The sequence below is a fragment of the Christiangramia sediminicola genome, assembly GCF_031344135.1.
In the GTDB taxonomy this organism is placed as follows: Bacteria; Bacteroidota; Bacteroidia; order Flavobacteriales; family Flavobacteriaceae; genus Christiangramia; species Christiangramia sediminicola.
On record NZ_JAVJIU010000003.1, the window covers coordinates 476,586 to 495,181 of the forward strand.

The following is an 18,596-nucleotide window of genomic DNA, read 5'->3' on the forward strand; positions in this document are numbered from 1 at the left end:
ACTGTTTTAATATCTTCGTTTTTATGATCCAGAATCTTCTGCAAACCCCTATTGAGTATTTAAAAGGAGTTGGTCCCAACAGGGCTGAAACCTTGAAAAAAGAACTCAATATTCAGTATTACAGAGATCTAATTAATTTCTTTCCTAATCGCTACATAGACAAGACTGGATTTTACAAGATCAATCAACTGCAGAGAAATTCTTCAGAAGTGCAGATAGTGGGTAAAATTGTGCACCTAAAAACGGTTGAGCAAAAACGAGGAAAAAGGCTGGTAGCAGAATTCATAGATGATACCGGTAAAATGGAACTCATCTGGTTTCGCGGACATAAATGGATTCGGGAAAATTTAAAACTGAATACTCCTTACGTCATTTTCGGAAAAACGAATTGGTATAATGGAAGCTTCAGTATGCCTCACCCGGAAATGGAACTGGTAGCAGATTATAAAAAGAATCTGCGAACAGCTATGCAACCGGTGTATCCTTCCACGGAATTACTGGTAAAAAAAGGAATTACCAACAGGGTGATCATGAAGCTGATGCAGGAAGTCTTGCAGCAAACAGGATTAAAATTTTCTGAAAGTCTGAACCAGGATTTGATTAACGAGTTAAAACTGATTTCGAAAGCCGAAGCGCTCTTTAATATTCACTTCCCGAAAAACCAGGAGTTACTGGCTAAAGCCCAGTTTCGGCTAAAATTTGAAGAGTTATTCTTTATTCAGCTGCAATTGCTTCGAAAGAACATGCTGCACAAGCAAAAGATAAAAGGCTTTAATTTTGACCAGATAGGAAATTATTTTAATGATTTCTACCAGGAGCATTTACCCTTTGATCTTACCGGAGCTCAGAAGAGGGTGATCAAGGAAATACGGGCAGATATGGGTAGCGGTGCTCAGATGAACCGGTTACTTCAGGGGGACGTGGGTTCAGGAAAAACCATCGTCGCTTTAATGTCCATGCTCATTGCCCTGGATAATGGATTCCAGACTTGCCTCATGGCCCCTACTGAAATATTATCTATACAACATTACAACGGTCTCATAGATCTTTGTAAAGATCTTGAAGTGGAAATTTATCTTCTAACGGGATCTACTAAAACCGCCAAGAGAAGAGAAATTCATGAAAAGCTGGAAAATGGCGAAATAGATATTTTAATTGGAACTCACGCTTTACTTGAAGATAAAGTAAAATTTCACAATCTCGGACTCGCAGTAATTGATGAGCAACATCGATTTGGCGTTGCTCAACGCGCGAAGTTGTGGAAGAAAAATCATATCCCTCCGCATATTCTGGTGATGACCGCGACTCCTATTCCGCGTACGCTTGCGATGAGTCTTTATGGAGATCTTGATATTTCAGTGATAGACGAATTGCCTCCAGGACGAAAGCCGGTAAAAACCGTTCATAGATTTGACAGTAACCGATTGAAAGTTTTCAGGTTTATCAAAGAAGAAATTCAAAAGGGAAGACAGGTTTATGTGGTATATCCGCTTATTCAGGAGTCTGAAAAAATGGATTACAAAGACCTGATGGACGGTTACGAAAGTATAGCCCGTGAATTTCCGGAATTCCAGATATCGATTGTCCACGGTCAAATGAAGCCTGCAGATAAAGATTATGAAATGGACAGGTTCGTTAGGGCTGAAACCCAAATCATGGTAGCAACAACGGTTATTGAGGTTGGTGTGAACGTTCCAAATGCCAGTGTAATGATCATTGAAAGTGCAGAAAGATTTGGATTATCACAGCTACATCAGCTGCGAGGCAGAGTTGGTCGGGGAGCCGAACAAAGTTTCTGTATACTTATGACCGGGCATAAATTATCTAACGACAGCAAAACGCGACTGGAAACCATGACCTCAACCAATGATGGCTTTGAGATCGCTGAAGTAGATCTTAAACTTCGCGGCCCCGGTGATCTCATGGGAACTCAACAAAGTGGAGTTCTTAATTTAAAGATCGCTGATATAGTCAAGGATAATTCAATATTGAAATCGGCCAGATACTATGCTTCCAAACTTCTCAAAGAGGATCCGAATCTCTCCAGGGAGGAAAATATCATGGTTAAAAATGCCTATTCCAGGTTGGTAAAAAATAAAACTATCTGGAATTATATTAGCTAACAAGTAACTGTTTTTCAGTAATATAAGTCCTACAACGTTTATTTCTATTCTTACATCGAAAAGTTGATACAAAAATAACGGGATATCCCCCATTTGAGTAAATTCATCTTCCTAATTTTCTAAATACTAACTAATTATGAAAAAAATAATTTACTTATTTATGTTCGCGATCGCCTTTGCTGGCTGTAGCGTGGAATCTTTAGATTCAAATGAAGAATTTGTTATTGCTGATGCGAAACCTGCTCTAGAGGATGAAGTTCCTGCAAGTCTTAGTTATGGAGCTTTATGTGCAGGTGATTCTGCTGAATTCTGTGTTAATTTCCCACAAGATTATAAAGGTAATGGTGAAACAAAAACAAGCCTGGTAAAATTTGAATTACTAGTTGAAGGTGATGATCCGGCTACTGAAGAGGTAGAAGAAGAATATTACGAAGAATTGTTACATGCTCAGGAGAATACTCAGGCATGTTTTGATCACACATTTGATATGGCTCAAACCTATCAGGTAAGATATAAAACTACCGGCGCCTGGATTGAAGAAGAGATTGTTGTAGAAGATTGTTCAGATTGTGAGGAGAGCTTCTCCTATACAGATCACGGTGACAACTCCTATACTTTCTATTATACTCCAGCGGAAGATATGATGGATGCTGCTGTTGTTTTCACCTTTGCTCAATCTACAGCTATTTCCGGTTTGGAAGAAATTGATGGATGGTATGCATCTGGTCAAACTATGCAAAAAACAATGGATTTAGTTAGCTGTACTAATTATGAATGGACAGTTACTTTAGAAAAGAATTGCAGTGGAAATAGTCAAAATAGTAATGTATGGACAGACTTTAAAGTGAATGATGTTTCAAAAAAGAATAATAATACACCTAATCTAACCCAATCTTGTGATTAATATTACGAAACAAAAAATTTAAAAAGGGCTTCGGCCCTTTTTTTATTGACTGATTTACAGACCATTGAATAATTTATGTATCTTTAAAAATCCGAAAAAAGATCTTACGCAATATTTAAACCTGGCTATCCCAAAAGGCCCTAAGGTTAGTTTATTATTCCCCAAATTGTTTTGAATTCCCCAGATCCTATTGCAGGTTTTGAACAATAATTTTTTATACAAGTTATAACCATTAAAAACCAAAAATTATGAGATCTGAAATTAATTTAAAATGGATAATAAGCTTTATGCTTGTTTGTTTTATCTCGGGAGCGGTAGCACAGAACGCCTCCTCAGAATCGGTTGATAAACTGTTTAAGGTATATCAGGACGAAGGAATTGAGGCTGCGATCGTAGCCTATAATAAATCAAACCCAAACAAGGAATATGAAGGTTTGCAGGAACCATTGAATCAACTTGGTTACAGGTTACTAAATCAGGAAAAGGATGTGGATGCCGCACAAAAGGTTTTCCTGGCTCAAATAGATGAATACCCTGAGCAACCAAATCCATATGATTCCTATGCCGATGCAATGATGAAAAAAGGAGATAAGGAAGAAGCAAAAAAACATCTAAAAAAAGCCATCAGTATGATGGATAACTGGAAAGATAAAGAGGCTAGCAAAAATTTAATGATCGCTTCTAAATCTAAACTGGCAAGACTAGAAGACAAACACAAAGGCTTGAATTTTCTTGCCGGGAATTGGGAAGTAAAAAGTTACGGAGTTAAAGATGGAGAAAAAACACTACGGTTCACAGATGATGTAAGCTTTGAACCTAGCAAATTCAACTCTGTTATTATTACCAGATTCTTTAATGAGGAAGATCAGTTCGAGGGAACTCAATTAATAACCTATGATGCCATTGATGATGAATACGATATTGTAAGGGTAGATAACAATCAGTTAAACGGTTTTCATACTTCAACTTTTAAAATAAAAGAGAATACCAGTAATAAGACAGTCGTGATTGAAACTTCAGAAGAAAATGGTGAAATGAAAAAGTCTAAACATGTATTTACCAAAAGTAACGGTGAGCTAAAATGGGAAATTCATGAGATGGGAGACGAGAATAAGGAAAATATGGTAGCGGTAAATGAAATGAAAAAGAAGAATTAAATTCCAACCAGTAAAGAGGAAGATAACCAAGGTTTCTTCCTCTTTCAAATTTTAAATTATTTTAAAGGCTGATTATCAGAATTATAACCGCAAATTAATTATCTTTAAACCACTTCCCCCGGAAAAGGATCATCCTACAGATCCTTCAGATTAGCTTCAAATTTTCACTCCTACACATTGCCTCAAAGATTGATCTGGATCAATTCAATAACAATCTATAAATTCTAAAATTATGAGTGCAATCACTAAATTCAAAATGCTTGTAAGCTTTCTATTTGTATGTTTTACAACATCAATAGTCGCTCAAAACGGATCTGAAAACGACATGGGTTCTAAACTTTATGACACCTATAAAGAAAAAGGAGTTCAGGAAGTTTTAAAGGTTTATGAAAAGAACAATTCAAACAAAGATTACGAGGGAATGGCAGAACCTTTGAACGTTCTGGCTTATCGTCTCATGCAAGACGAGGAAGATCTTAAAGGTGCTGAGGTTCTACTAAAAGCTCAGATCAAGGAGTATCCGGATGAGGCAAATCCATACGATTCATATTCAGATTTGCTTCTGGAAATGGATCGTAAGGATGAAGCAAGAAAAAATATTGAAAAATCTCTCGCCATCGCTAATAAAAAAGATCATGTACAAAATGATCTGATCATAGAAGCCGGAAAAGCAAAACTTGCCATTCTTGACAATAAGGATAAACAAATGAATTTTCTTGTTGGAAACTGGGATAACGAAACAAAGGTTTTTCAAAAAGGTGAAGAGGTAAATAGCGCAAAAAGCACTAACAATATATCATTTGATAACAGCGGTTCTATTATGATCGTAGATCACGATATGGAAAATAATAAGCCATGTTGCAAAAGAGTGATGGTTTATGATCCTGTTAAAGATGAGTTTGACGTGGCTTACATGAGAAGAAATCAGCCAAATGGTATCTATAGCTCTAAAATGCAACTGAAGGAGATCTCACCAGATCATTATGAAATGATTGAGAAATATACCGATGAAAACGATGAAGAAGTTGAAGTAAAACATGACATTAAGAAAAAATCTAATGAAGTAGAATGGATCACTTACAACTCCAACGATTCTGGTTGGGAAAAAGTTCGAACTATGAATCTAAAAAAGAAAGGTTGAAATATTATTAACCATTCAAAATTTAAAGAGGTGTTCGCACCTCTTTTTTTATGTAAAAAACAGATAACAAAATTATTTTTCAGATTATGACAAAACCATTCGTAATACTATCTTTGCTGCCTGAAAAAGATTATCCATGAAGATTTCATATAACTGGCTGAAACAGTTCATCAAACTACCTGAAGAAGCTGAGAAAACAGGAGAATTATTAACCGACCTTGGTCTGGAAGTAGAAGGAATTTCTAATTTCCAGAGCGTAAAAGGCGGGCTTGAAGGTGTGGTTGTAGGCCACGTATTAAGCTGCGATCCTCACCCGAATGCCGACAGGTTACAACTTACCAAAATCAATATTGGAAATGGTGAAGAGGTTCAGATCGTTTGCGGCGCTCCAAATATTGGTGCCGGCCAGAAAGTTCCGGTTGCGACAATTGGAACATTATTATATGACGAAAAGGGAGAATCCTGGGAGATCAAGAAAGGCAAAATTCGTGGAGAAGTAAGTTATGGGATGATCTGTTCTGAAAAAGAATTGGGTCTGGGACAGAGTCATGAGGGTATCATGGTGATGGATAATGAGCTTGTTCCGGGAACTAAGGTAGCTGATATTTTTGAAGTTGAAAATGATGAAGTTTTTGAGATCGGTTTAACTCCAAACAGAGCTGATGCGATGAGCCATTGGGGAGTTGCCAGAGATTTAAAAGCAGGTTACCAGCAAATGGGTAAACATTTGGAACTTATTACTCCTTCCGTTAGCAGTTTTCATGTAGACAGTAGAAGTCTTAAAATTCAGATCAAAGTTGATGATTCTAATTTAGCACCAAGATATTGCGGTGTTACTTTATCAGATCTTAAAGTTGGAGAGTCTCCAAAATGGTTACAAAATAGGCTAAAAGCTATTGGCCTCACTCCTAAGAATAACGTGGTAGATGCTACTAATTACGTAATGCACGAATTAGGTCAACCACTTCATGCATTTGATGCAGGGAAGATCGCCGGAAACGAGATTAACGTAAAAACATTAAAATCAGGCACAAAATTCACTACGCTGGATGATATAGAGAGAGAATTGCATGAAGAAGATCTTATGATCTGTGATGCTGAAAAACCTTTATGCATCGCCGGTGTATTTGGTGGAATTGGCAGTGGAGTTACTGAAGGTACCACTCAGGTATTTTTAGAGAGCGCTTACTTCAACCCGGTGAGCGTTAGAAAGACGGCAAAAAGACATGCTATAAACACCGATGCTTCTTTTAGATTTGAAAGAGGTATAGATATCAATTCAGTAGAATTTGCCTTAAAACGTGCTGCTCTTCTTATCAAGGAGATTGCCGGAGGTGAGATCACAAGCGACATCGATGATCTTTATTTCAAAAAAATTGAAGATTTCCAGGTATTCCTAACTTTTGAAAAAGTAAATAAACTTATAGGTGAAAACCTTGAAGAGGAAACAATCAAATCTATCCTTGCTTCTTTAGAGATCAGGGTTAACAATGTAACTGAAACTGGAATGGGACTTACCATTCCGTCTTATAGGGTTGACGTTCAACGTGAATCTGATGTAATTGAAGAGATCCTTCGAGTTTACGGTTATAACAATATCAAATTTGGAGACAAGCTTAGTCTTTCTGTAGCAAACTCTTCAAAATTTGAAGATTATAAAATTCAGAATTTAATTGCAGGTCAGTTAATTGGTCAGGGATTCTATGAAACCATGGCAAATTCACTAACTACAGCGAATTACAATAAATTAAGCGAAGAGCTGAAAGACGAATATCAGGTTGAAATGCTGAATCCGTTAAGTCAGGATCTTTCTGTGCTTAGACAGAGTATGCTGTTTTCAGGTCTGGAAGCCATTAGCTACAACATTAACCGAAGAAGACACAATATCAAGATCTTCGAATTTGGTAAGACATATCATTCCTACGTAAGCGGAAGAGAAGAGAACAAACATCTTTCTTTATTCATTTCAGGAGAAAGAACTTCAGAAAGCTGGAATAGTGTTGCCGGAAAGGGTAATTTCTTCTATTTGAAAGGCGCGATCAATTCCATTTTCGAAAAACTGGGAATTAAAAACCTTAAGAGCAAGGCTGTAAAAAGTGATATTTTCTCCGAAGGTCTTCAGTTAAGCGGCAAGAAAGCTAAGCTGGTTGAATTTGGAGTCGTGAAAAAATCAATTCTGAAAAAATTCGATATAGACCAGGAAGTGATCTATGCAGATTTTAACTGGGATGAAGTAATTGAAATGGCGAAACAACAGACGAAGAGTTTTACTTCAATTCCAAAATACCCAAGCGTTCGTAGAGACTTTGCGCTACTTTTAGACAATGCTGTTACCTATGATGAGATCGAACAGATCGCCAGACAAACTGAAAAGAAAATGCTTACTGATGTAAATCTTTTTGATGTATACGAAGGCAAGAATCTTCCAGAAGGCAAAAAGAGTTATGCTGTGAGTTTTGTATTCCAGGATGAGAATAGAACTCTTACCGATAAGCAGGTAGATAAAATGATGAGTAAACTTCAGTACAGGTTCGAAAAAGAGCTCAAGGCTGAACTTAGATAAATAAAAAAAGCCGGGCGAAATTCACCCGGCTTTTTTGTTGATGTTAGTACAATGAACTTTAGTAAAGTGCTTTAAAGATTTCATCAACATATTCTCTGGTTTCCCTTTCTATTCTTCTAGTTGCAATAGTTTCATCGGTTGTACCTCTCCATAGGATCTCGTTAGTTCTCCTGTCAATAAAATCGATCACGATAGTTCTTTCTCTATAAGGCACCTGCTTTACTCTTGGCCCGTTAATTCGCTGGATCGTAAAATAATTATCGTACATAAAATCTCTGTAGTATGGACCTACATATAATCCCGGACGATAATAGGGATAATTAGTATAAACAGGGTTAGCATTTACAGCTACCTGCTCATCAAACATCGGGTGAACATACACAAGAACGTCTGGTTGTAATTTATCAAGTCTGAAACCATTCTCGCGCATATTCGCATTTATGGTTTCAATAATGGTTGAATTAATAGCATCATTATCATAATCCCTGCTAATGATCGTATCCTTGTTTGGTAGATAAGCATAAGAATCATAAGATTTAAGTTTCTTTACATCATCTTTTACCGTTGGTCCGCTGGAACCGCAAGACGCCATTATTATGGTAACAACTATTAATAGATTTACTTTTAAAAATTTCATAGCATTCAAAATTTCTGTTTTCCTCAAAATAACCGCATCGCGTCCAACTACAAAAAGCAAAACGGGTATTTGACTTTTATTTAACGGAAAAAGCGGCTTTTAGCCGCTTTTTCTAAATATTCATTCACAATTGTTACTACTTAGAAGGAAGTAACACAGTATCGATCACGTGGATTACTCCGTTAGATTGATTAACATCTGCAATGCTCACAGTAGCTACATTTCCAGCAGCATCTTTAAGCTTCACCATATCTCCGTCTAACATAGCTGAAAGATTTGCTCCATTCACCGTTGTAAATGTTGCCTTCCCATTCCCTTTTTTAATAGCAGCAACGATATCGGCAGCTTTGTAATCACCAGCAAGTACGTGATAAGTAAGAACTGCCTGTAATTTCTTCTGATTTTCTGCTTTCAGTAAAGTTTCAACTGTTCCTGCAGAAAGAGCTTCAAATGCAGTATTGGTAGGTGCAAAAACTGTAAATGGTCCATCGCTTTTAAGAATATCTACAAGTTCAGCAGCTTTAACCGCAGCAACAAGAGTTGTATGGTCTTTAGAGTTTACCGCGTTCTCCACGATGTTTTTCGTAGGATACATTTCAGCTCCACCAACCATTTTGGTTTCAGCTTTTCCATTTTGACCAATTGCTACCGTTCCAACTAATAGGAACATGCTTAATACAGTTAAAAATCTAAGATTTTTCATAATTTAAAGTTTGATTATTTATATAGAAAAATACGTGTATGGAGTGCATACAGTTTTCCATAAACCACTTTTTAGTATAGAATTAACAATTGTAAGAGCTAAAATAATTCAGGAAACAGTCAGTTTTTGACATCAAACAAATTGCTATTTCAAAGCTAATTATCTAATTTAGTGACGCTAAAGAAAAAGAAAATGAAGTTGAGAATTCCCCGCACCGATATCAAACAACAATTACTAAAATCGCGTAATAAAAAGATCTCTGAAGATGAGATCATGGAAAAAGTGTTTTCCATTTTTTCGGAAACTGATAAAAAAGACGATTTCATAAAAACTGAACTATGTAACGGCGGGTCGGTAATGCAAAACAATTTTGATCCTGACGAATTGGAAACTGGACGCGTCTTCCACATTGATGACATTTATCATATTTGTGTGAATTACCGTCTGAGATTTCTGGATTCCAGATTTTTCAAAGCCGAAATTCCTTACGAGGCTCTTATGGAGATCAAAAAACTGGAAAGAATACACCAGACAGAGTTAAAAGGCTTTAAAATTATTGCTCCATCAAAACTTTTTAAACTGGAGAATGCAGATGATCCACTTCTATTTGCGCCTATAGGAAATCAATATTATTATCTTATCCATAAATGGGGTAACGATCTTCATCCTTTCAGAAAAATGATCATGTGGCCTTTCAAAACTCTGGAGAACTTTGTACTTCTACTTTTAGCGACAAGTTTCTTAACCGCATTGCTCGTCCCTGATGGTTTATTTTCACCTCAGCAGTCTACCACGCAATTCTTTATGGTTTTTTTCTTCATTTTTAAATGGTTCGCCGGATTATCTATTTTTTACGGATTTAAAATGGGTAAAAATTTCAGTACTGAGATCTGGAACAGTAAATTCTACAACGCATAAGTTAATTTCAGACAAAAAAGTTACCATAGACTGGCGCTTATTTGTAATTTAGTTTGATAAACTTTACACTATGAGCGACGACGAGAGCTATAAAAGAGTCTATACGGGTCCTGATACCAATGTTCAATATCTTCAGGAGTTGTTTGAAAAATCGGGAATTCATTCCAGAGTTAGAAATGATTTTGAATCGAGTATAAGAGCAGGTTTTGGCGCAACACCAGGACAGGTACTTCTATTTGTATTTCAAAAAGATTTTGAAGAGGCTGTGAAAATCGCCAAAACAACCTTCTCTAAAGATTTTACAGATGAGTGATCAGGAATTGAATTCTGGAGAATCTAGACCGCAAAGAAACATTTGGAATCTTGTCTTAGGAATTATTTTCCTGTTATATGGAAGTTTCAGATTATATCAGAAATCACAAATTGAAGATCCCGAAACCTTTGGTGTTATTATCGCGGTAGGTTTTATCGCTTTCGGAATTTATGATCTTTACAAATATTTTAAAGGAGTATAAAAAAAGGCCGGTTATACCGGCCTTTTCTATTTTACCATTTTATTATAGCACTACCCCAGGTAAATCCACTACCAAAGGCAGCCAGTACTACAATATCTTCATCTTTCACTTTACCTTCTTCCCAGGCTTCAGTTAAAGCAATAGGAATAGACGCAGCCGTAGTATTTCCGTATCTCTGGATATTATTATAAACCTGATCATTTGAAAGTTTGAACTTTTGCTGAACAAATTGAGATATTCTAAGGTTCGCCTGATGCGGGATCAGCATATCTATATCAGATATTTCAAGACCGTTTTCTTTCAATCCTTCATTGATAACTTCAGAAAAGCGCTGGATAGCATTTTTGAATACGAACTGACCATTCATATATGGATAATAAGGAATATCATCTCCTTGAGGATTTTCAGCTATAATTTCAGGAACCCAGTGATTGGTGCTCGGTCCTTTTAAGGAAAGTTCTAAAGCATGTTTCCCTTCAGAATGTAAATGTGTTGATAGGATTCCCTGTCCATTATGATCACTTCTGGTAAGTATCGCAGCTCCTGCACCATCACCAAAGATTACCGAAACTGAACGACCTCTGGTAGTAAAATCAAGACCTCCACTATGGTTTTCACTACCAATTACCAGTACGTTCTTATACATCCCGGTCTTGATGAATTGATCTGCAACTGAGATCGCGTACACAAATCCGCTACATTGGTTTCGAACATCCAGCGCAGGACAGGTATCAATTTCAAGCATTTCCTGTACCTGTACACCACATCCAGGAAAATAGTAATCTGGACTTAATGTGGCGAAAACGATAAGATCTATATCATCTTTAGAAATCCCTGCACGCTCAATAGCGATCTTTGCGGCTTTCACACCCATGGTGGCGGTAGTATTGCCATCGCCTTTTTTAATATGTCTGCGCTCCTTAATTCCTGTACGCTCGGTTATCCATTCATCATTTGTATCCATCATTTTAGATAGATCGTCGTTTGTCACAACATTTTCCGGAACATATTTTCCTAATCCTGCAATTTTTGTTTGATACATGGACGGTTTTTTATGATTTTAAAAATTATTCTTATTAAATTTAAGCAAATTGTAAAAAAACGGACGCGCAATATAAGAAACATTAACATTCATTCTATCCTTGCCTCCATTAAAATTTCAACTAAAATTTAATCTATGAACCGAATTTTTATGTGCCTTTCGGCGATGCTTCTATTTGTTTCCGGAGCCATTGCTCAGGAAAATTTAGAATACCAAAAGCCCCCGAAAGAGATCCTTGATCTTATTGACGTTCCACTTGCACCTGCCACCATTCTGGATAGCGATGCTGAAATGATGATCTTCCTCTACAGGGATCAGTTTAAAAGTATTGCTGAATTAAGTGAAGAGGAATTGCGACTTGGAGGTCTAAGAATCAATCCTGTGACCAATATTAACAGCCGCGCCAGGTATTACAACGATATGAAGGTGAAGTCGGTTGAAGGCGACGAACCTATGAATGTAAAAGGTTTACCTGAAGCGCCGAGATTAACCAATTTCAACTGGTCTCCAGACGAATCCATGATCGCCTTTACTCATACAACAAATAAAGGCGTGGAATTATGGGTATTAGATATTAAAGAAGCAACGGCAAAAAAACTGACAGAGGCCAGGCTTAATGCGAATATGCGTAGCACTGTAAACTGGTTCCGCGATAATTCTGCTTTGCTGGTAACCATGTTACCAACAGACAGGAAAGAATTGATTGATACTGAAACTTCAGTACCAACAGGACCAACAGTTTCTGTAAGTGATGGAAAAGAAGCTCAGAACAGAACCTACCAGGATCTTTTAAAGAATCCGAATGATGAATATAATTTTGAGCAACTGGCAAGATCAGAATTAGTAAAGGTTAATTTGGACGGAACATCTTCAAAATGGATGTCTGCAAAAATGTACAGCGATATTTCATTTTCTCCAGATGGAAAATATGTTATGGTAGAGAATATTAAAAAACCATTTTCTTACCTGGTACCTTATTACAGATTTCCTTCAGAAACTAACATTTACGACGCTAATGGAAAATTAGTGAATATGATCAATGATGTACCGTTGATCGAAGATCTTCCTAAAGGTTTTATGGCTGAACGTGAGGGTAAACGTAATTTCCAGTGGAGAAGCGATAAACCTGCAACTTTGGTCTATGTCACAGCGCTTGATGGTGGCGATCCTGAAAATGAAGTAGATTATCGAGATGAATTTTTTCAACTTGACGCTCCATTCAAAGGAGAAGGTAAATCCTTGCTAAAAGTTAAAAATCGTGGTAGCGGAATTATTTGGGGAAATAAGAAAATGGCCATTGCCATGGACTACTGGTGGAATGACAGGAATACTAAAACCTATGTATTTAATCCTTCAGATGCTTCGGAAAAACCGGAAATCATTTTTGACAGAAATTATCAGGATGTATATAGCGAACCTGGAAATTTTGTAACTACTAAAAATGATTATGGAAGAAGCGTGTTAAAACTTGACGGTGAAGAAGCATTTCTTTTAGGAAGAGGCTATACTGAAGAAGGTCAGTTCCCATTTGTAGACAAAATAGATCTTGAAAATGGTGAAACTGAGAGATTATACCAATCTAAATTCACCGATAGAAAGGAAAGTCTTGTTGAGGCTCTGGATATAGAAAACGGTAAGATACTGGTTAGTATTGAAGCTTCTACTGAATACCCAAATTACTATATCAGGGACATAAATTCTGATGACGACCTTACACAGATCACAGCATTCGAAAATCCGTTTAAAAGCCTTGAAGAAGTAAGTAAAGAAGTGATCACCTACAAACGCGATGACGGACTTGAACTCAATGCTACCTTATATCTTCCTGCAGGATATGACAAGGAAAACCCAGAAGAACTACCTATGTTCATGTGGGCATATCCAAGAGAATTTAAGGATAAAAATTCGGCTTCACAGAACACTTCAAATGCAAATGACTTCACATATCCTTATTATGGTTCCCCAATCTATTGGGTGAATCGTGGTTATGTAGTTCTTGACGATGCTTCCTTCCCAATTGTTGGTGAAGGTGATGAAGAACCAAACGATACCTTTAGAAAGCAATTGGTGGCAAATGCGAAAGCAGCCATCGATGCGGTAGATGAAATGGGCTTTGTAGATCGTGATAGAGTTGCAGTAGGCGGTCATAGTTACGGAGCGTTTATGACTGCGAACCTTCTTTCTCACTCAGATTTATTTGCTGCAGGAATTGCCAGAAGTGGTGCTTATAATAGAACCCTAACTCCCTTTGGATTCCAGAGTGAAGAGAGAAGTTACTGGGAAGCACCAGATGTTTATAACACTATGTCGCCATTTATGCATACCGATAAAATGAAAACTCCTCTCCTACTTATTCATGGTGAGGCTGATAATAATTCAGGAACCTATCCTATGCAAAGCGAGAGATATTTCAATGCTTTAAAAGGACTTGGAGCAACTGCCAGACTGGTAATGCTTCCAAAGGAAAGTCATGGATATAGCGCTAAGGAATCTGTACTGCACGTATTATGGGAACAGGATCAATGGCTGGAGAAATATGTAAAAAATAGGAAGACCGAGGAAAACGAAAATGAAGATGAGGCGAACATGAATGAAGAAACTTCAGGAAATTAAGCCATATGTCAAGGAATTAAAAAGCCCGGCATTTTCGCCGGGCTTTTTAATTTAAACAAGGAAGCGCAACCGATAGTGATCAATTACGCTTCCTAACAACCTAACCAATAAATCAACTGTTAGAGATACACTCTAAACTTATTAATTTCAACATTTGCTTTAAGATCATGTAATAGATTATAAAGGCCAAAAAAGGTCCTACTCATATACAGAAAGTGTCTGCTTCCTCTATTACCATTCATTCTTCGCAGTTCAGGGTCCTTTGAATATTTTTCACTTAGTTCAGTTAAATGCTTCCAGAAGTCCTCATCTGTGAAATCAAATTTCTCAGACTGGAAAGGCGTAGAAAACATCGTAAACATTTCGTGAAACATTTCTGAAAAGAAATCCTTTTCCTTTTCAGAATCTTTCTTCGTTAGAATTTCAAGTTCCAGTAATTTCTCATAGAAAAATTCCTGATCATTTAAATTTTCTCTATTCACCAGAGAAAAATATGGATCATAAAAATCCTGTGGAATTTGCTTAATGCATCCAAAGTCAATAGCAATAAGGTTGTTATCCTTATCTACTAAAAAATTCCCTGGATGTGGGTCTGCATGAACTTGTTTAAGACTATGTATTTGAAACATGTAGAAATCCCATAATGCCTGACCAATTTTATCAGCCAGTTCCTGATCTTCATTTATTTTTGCAAACTCACTTAGATGAATACCATCCATCCAATCCATTGTAATAATACGTTCGCTGGAAAGATCTTCGTAGTATTCGGGAAATCTAAGATTTGGTATATGAGAACAAGCCTTTGAAATTTCTTTACTCTGTTTCACTTCAAGGATATAATCTGTTTCTTCCAGTAATTTTCCTTCAACTTCCTTAAAGTACTTTTCTGAGTCTTTAGCCTGCATATTGAACATTCTCAATGCAATCGGCTTTACCATCGCAAGATCTGAACTGATACTGTCTGCAACCCCCGGATATTGGATTTTCACAGCAAGTTTTTTCCCATCTTTTGTAGCCTTATGCACCTGTCCGATGCTGGCGGCATTTACCGATTGGGTTGCAAACGTATCATATAGATCTTCTGGGTATTCCCCATGATATTTCTTAAATGTCTTTCTAACTAAGGGTGCAGAAAGCGGTGGAACGCTAAACTGGGCCAGACTGAATTTCTCCACATAAGCACCAGGTAGTAGATTCTTTTCCATTGAAAGCATCTGTGCAACCTTTAATGCACTCCCTTTAAGGCTTTTTAAACCGTCATAAATATCACTGGCATTATCTTCATCCAGTTCGTCACGGGTTAGTTCTGAATTAAAGGCTTTTTTACTATAATACTTAAGGTAGTTACCGCCAATCTTCACACCGGTTTGTACCAGTTTTCCAGTTCTTCCAATCTTTCCAGTAGGTATGTTATCTATGGTTTTCATCTATCTCTTCCTCCCGGCCTACGCCATTCTTTCTTTCCACAAAAACTTTCCGAAATCTACTACTCTTTCCAATGGAGTATTGTCAAATAGGTCAAATACTGTGTTAACCGATTTCTCTATTGCAACATCTGTACTTTCAAAGGCTGCAGAGTTGTCATCCATCCAGAATTTTAGCAAGAATAAAAATTGAACCCAAACACCTTCTGAAAATACCATTTCGTTCTGTTTGAATAATTTTAAATTCTTATCCTTATTTCCTTCCTGAATAAGATCTTTTGCGTAATTCTTCATTCGTTTACGCAATGTCTTTAGTTGTTCCAGATTTTTGATCGGCATTTCATGTTCCTTTAGCGTGTAAAGCACATAACTTCTATTTGCTGTTAACACCTCGAAAAAAGTATAGAAAAAGGTTAGCAACTTTTCTCTATTTGAAAAACCCGCATACTCTTTAGACTTTTGCATTACCTGCAGGCTATTTTCAAAGAACTTATCCCAGATAGTTTTACGCAGACCGTCAAAACTTCCAAAATATTGATAGAAATCCTGCTCGGTCATTTCGTTGTCTTTTGCAAACTTATAGACACTTTTAGGAGTCTTTTCATTTTCCAGAACATAGTCCATATAAATAGCTATGATCTTATCTGCATTCGGTTTTTTCTTTACCTTACTATTTCCTGTCGTCTTTGCCATAATTTTTACTTTCAATTCAAAAATACAACTTTGTTTAATTTTTAATATAAAACTTTAAACAAAACTTTGTTAAATATTATCCTTACCATTCTACAGGCAGTTTAGACGTATGCCATCAGAAATAATTACATCGTGCCAGTTTGACAGCGAAATGGGAATGGTATTTTTTTTGAATAAAAGTTGATGAATCAAAATAAAAAATTACACATATGGCAACCGGAAAAATAAATGTATCTGTTGAAAACATTTTTCCGCTCATCAAGAAGTTTTTATACAGTGATCATGAAATCTTTTTGAGGGAGCTTATATCAAATGCAACCGATGCAACTTTAAAACTTAAACACCTTAGCAGCCTTGGAGAGGCAAATGTACATTATGGAAATCCTGTAATTGAAGTTAAGGTTAATAAGGAAAATAATACGCTTCATGTAATTGACCAGGGAATTGGGATGACCAAGGAAGAGGTTGAAAAATACATCAATGAAGTAGCATTCTCTGGAGCTGAAGAATTTTTAAATAAGTATAAAGACTCTGCTAAAGACAGCGGCATTATTGGTCATTTTGGACTTGGTTTCTATTCGGCTTTTATGGTAGCGAACAAAGTGGAGATCATTACAAAATCCCATAAAGATGAACCAGCAGCACACTGGATCTGTGAAGGAACAACCGAATTCACTCTGGAAGATGCCGATAAAAAAGAGCATGGTACTGAGATCATTCTTCATATAAATGACGAGGATAAAGAATTTCTTGAAGAGAACAGAATTCAGGAATTATTGGTGAAGTATAATAAGTTTATGCCTATCCCGATCAAATTCGGAACTAAGGAAGAAACTTTACCGCTGCCTGAAGACGCTAAAGAAGATGCAAAGCCAGAGACGGAGACTGTAGATAATATCATTAACAATCCGAATCCAGCGTGGACAAAACAGCCTACAGATCTGGAGGAGAAAGATTATAATGAGTTCTACAGAGAATTGTATCCAATGCAATTTGAAGAACCTCTATTTCATATTCACCTGAATGTAGATTACCCATTCAACCTTACCGGAATTCTGTATTTCCCTAGAATGACTTCAGATATGAACATTCAGAAGGATAAAATTCAACTTTACCAAAATCAGGTTTTTGTAACTGATAATGTAGAAGGCATTGTACCGGAATTCCTTACAATGCTTCGAGGAGTGATAGATTCTCCAGACATTCCGTTGAATGTTTCCAGATCATATTTACAGGCTGATGGAGCAGTAAAGAAAATTTCTAGCTACATCACAAGAAAGGTAGCAGATAAATTGAAAAGCCTATTTAATAATAACCGCGAAGATTTCGAGAAGAAATGGAACGATATTAAGATCGTTATTGAATATGGAATGCTTTCAGAAGATAAATTCTTTGAAAAAGCTGAGAAATTCGCTCTTTATCCTACAACTGAAGGTGACTATTATACTTTTGAAGAATTAGAAGAAAATATAAAAGAAAACCAAACCGATAAGGATGGTAATATGGTTGTGCTTTATGCTTCTAATGAAAACGAACAGCATAGCTATATTGAAGCAGCTAAAGACAAAGGTTATAAAGTTTTACTACTTGACTCCCCTATCGTTTCTCATTTACTTCAGAAACTTGAGACTTCTAAAGAAAAGATCTCTTTCGTAAGAGTAGATTCAGATCACGTAGATAATCTTATAAAGAAAAATGACGAGAAAATTTCAAAACTTTCAGATGAGGAAAAAGAGAAACTGAAAACAGATTTTGAGAAAGTGATCCCTTCTGAAAAATATACGATCCAGATGGAAGCGATGGACAGTAATGCCGCTCCATTAATCATTACTCAACCGGAATTCATGCGTAGAATGAAAGAAATGCAGCAAACCGGTGGCGGTGGAATGTTTGGAATGGGAAATATGCCTGAGATGTATAATCTCGTTGTAAATACCAACCACGAGCTTATCAATACAATTCTTAACACGAAAACTGAGAAAAAACAGCAACGTCTAATCAAACAATCTTTAGACCTTGCTAGACTATCTCAAAACCTTCTAAAGGGAGAAGAGCTTACCAGCTTCATCAAGAGAAGTTTTGAAATGGTGAAATAAATTAGTTTTTTTCATAATTGAAATAAGCCGCTTTCCATAGGGAAGCGGTTTTTTTATGGAACTATAT

The 18,596-nt window shown here is 36.6% G+C and carries 15 protein-coding genes; 10 read left to right on the forward strand and 5 right to left on the reverse strand.

The annotated features are described in order from the left end of the window. Positions 1-23 precede the first annotated feature (23 nt). From recG to pheT, 5 genes are all read left to right on the forward strand, one after another. Positions 24-2,123, forward strand: a complete 2,100-nt coding sequence (recG, locus tag RE431_RS09455; protein WP_309561740.1) for an ATP-dependent DNA helicase RecG — start codon at positions 24-26, stop codon at positions 2,121-2,123. A gap of 136 nt (positions 2,124-2,259) precedes the next feature. Continuing rightward, on the forward strand, positions 2,260-3,027 hold the full coding sequence (locus RE431_RS09460; protein WP_309561741.1) for a hypothetical protein: 768 nt from the start codon (positions 2,260-2,262) through the stop codon (positions 3,025-3,027). 248 nt (positions 3,028-3,275) lie between these two features. Next, a complete protein-coding gene (locus RE431_RS09465; protein ID WP_309561742.1) occupies positions 3,276-4,184 on the forward strand; it encodes a tetratricopeptide repeat protein in 909 nt (302 codons plus the stop codon). Positions 4,185-4,416: 232 nt separating this feature from the next. Next, positions 4,417-5,325 carry a tetratricopeptide repeat protein gene (locus tag RE431_RS09470; protein ID WP_309561743.1) on the forward strand — a complete coding sequence of 303 codons (909 nt, stop codon included), beginning with the start codon at positions 4,417-4,419 and terminating at the stop codon, positions 5,323-5,325. Between the two features lie 136 nt (positions 5,326-5,461). Then, positions 5,462-7,888, forward strand: coding sequence for a phenylalanine--tRNA ligase subunit beta (pheT, locus tag RE431_RS09475; protein ID WP_309561744.1), 2,427 nt, complete (start codon positions 5,462-5,464; stop codon positions 7,886-7,888). Between the two features lie 58 nt (positions 7,889-7,946). Here the strand turns inward: pheT and RE431_RS09480 are convergent, their stop codons facing one another. Both RE431_RS09480 and RE431_RS09485 read right to left on the reverse strand, forming a co-directional pair. Then, positions 7,947-8,525, reverse strand: coding sequence for a DUF4136 domain-containing protein (locus RE431_RS09480; RefSeq protein ID WP_309561745.1), 579 nt, complete (start codon positions 8,523-8,525; stop codon positions 7,947-7,949). Positions 8,526-8,661: 136 nt separating this feature from the next. Beyond that, entirely contained in the window at positions 8,662-9,228 is a 567-nt protein-coding gene (locus tag RE431_RS09485) for a fasciclin domain-containing protein (RefSeq protein ID WP_309561746.1), read from the reverse strand. Positions 9,229-9,420: 192 nt separating this feature from the next. Between RE431_RS09485 and RE431_RS09490 the strand changes: the two genes are divergently transcribed. The 3 genes from RE431_RS09490 to RE431_RS09500 all read left to right on the forward strand — a co-directional run bounded on the left by RE431_RS09490 (position 9,421) and on the right by RE431_RS09500 (position 10,661). Continuing rightward, a complete protein-coding gene (locus RE431_RS09490) occupies positions 9,421-10,146 on the forward strand; it encodes a hypothetical protein (protein WP_309561747.1) in 726 nt (241 codons plus the stop codon). A gap of 70 nt (positions 10,147-10,216) precedes the next feature. Then, positions 10,217-10,459: a putative signal transducing protein gene (locus RE431_RS09495; RefSeq protein ID WP_309561748.1), complete on the forward strand. Its 243-nt coding sequence runs from the start codon at positions 10,217-10,219 to the stop codon at positions 10,457-10,459. Next, a complete protein-coding gene (locus tag RE431_RS09500) occupies positions 10,452-10,661 on the forward strand; it encodes a hypothetical protein (protein ID WP_309561749.1) in 210 nt (69 codons plus the stop codon). Before RE431_RS09495 ends, RE431_RS09500 begins: the two co-directional genes overlap by 8 nt. A gap of 31 nt (positions 10,662-10,692) precedes the next feature. Here the strand turns inward: RE431_RS09500 and RE431_RS09505 are convergent, their stop codons facing one another. After that, complete coding sequence (locus RE431_RS09505; RefSeq protein ID WP_309561750.1) at positions 10,693-11,703, reverse strand: 3-oxoacyl-ACP synthase III family protein; 1,011 nt, start codon at positions 11,701-11,703, stop codon at positions 10,693-10,695. A gap of 135 nt (positions 11,704-11,838) precedes the next feature. Between RE431_RS09505 and RE431_RS09510 the strand changes: the two genes are divergently transcribed. Then, a complete protein-coding gene (locus tag RE431_RS09510) occupies positions 11,839-14,316 on the forward strand; it encodes a S9 family peptidase (RefSeq protein WP_309561751.1) in 2,478 nt (825 codons plus the stop codon). A gap of 119 nt (positions 14,317-14,435) precedes the next feature. Here the strand turns inward: RE431_RS09510 and RE431_RS09515 are convergent, their stop codons facing one another. Both RE431_RS09515 and RE431_RS09520 read right to left on the reverse strand, forming a co-directional pair. Then, a complete protein-coding gene (locus tag RE431_RS09515; RefSeq protein ID WP_309561752.1) occupies positions 14,436-15,743 on the reverse strand; it encodes an ABC1 kinase family protein in 1,308 nt (435 codons plus the stop codon). A gap of 18 nt (positions 15,744-15,761) precedes the next feature. Then, a complete protein-coding gene (locus RE431_RS09520; protein WP_309561753.1) occupies positions 15,762-16,433 on the reverse strand; it encodes a TetR/AcrR family transcriptional regulator in 672 nt (223 codons plus the stop codon). A gap of 209 nt (positions 16,434-16,642) precedes the next feature. Here RE431_RS09520 and htpG point away from each other — a divergent pair, with 209 nt between their 5' ends. Next, positions 16,643-18,529 carry a molecular chaperone HtpG gene (gene htpG, locus RE431_RS09525; protein ID WP_309561754.1) on the forward strand — a complete coding sequence of 629 codons (1,887 nt, stop codon included), beginning with the start codon at positions 16,643-16,645 and terminating at the stop codon, positions 18,527-18,529. The last annotated feature ends 67 nt before the right edge of the window (positions 18,530-18,596 follow it).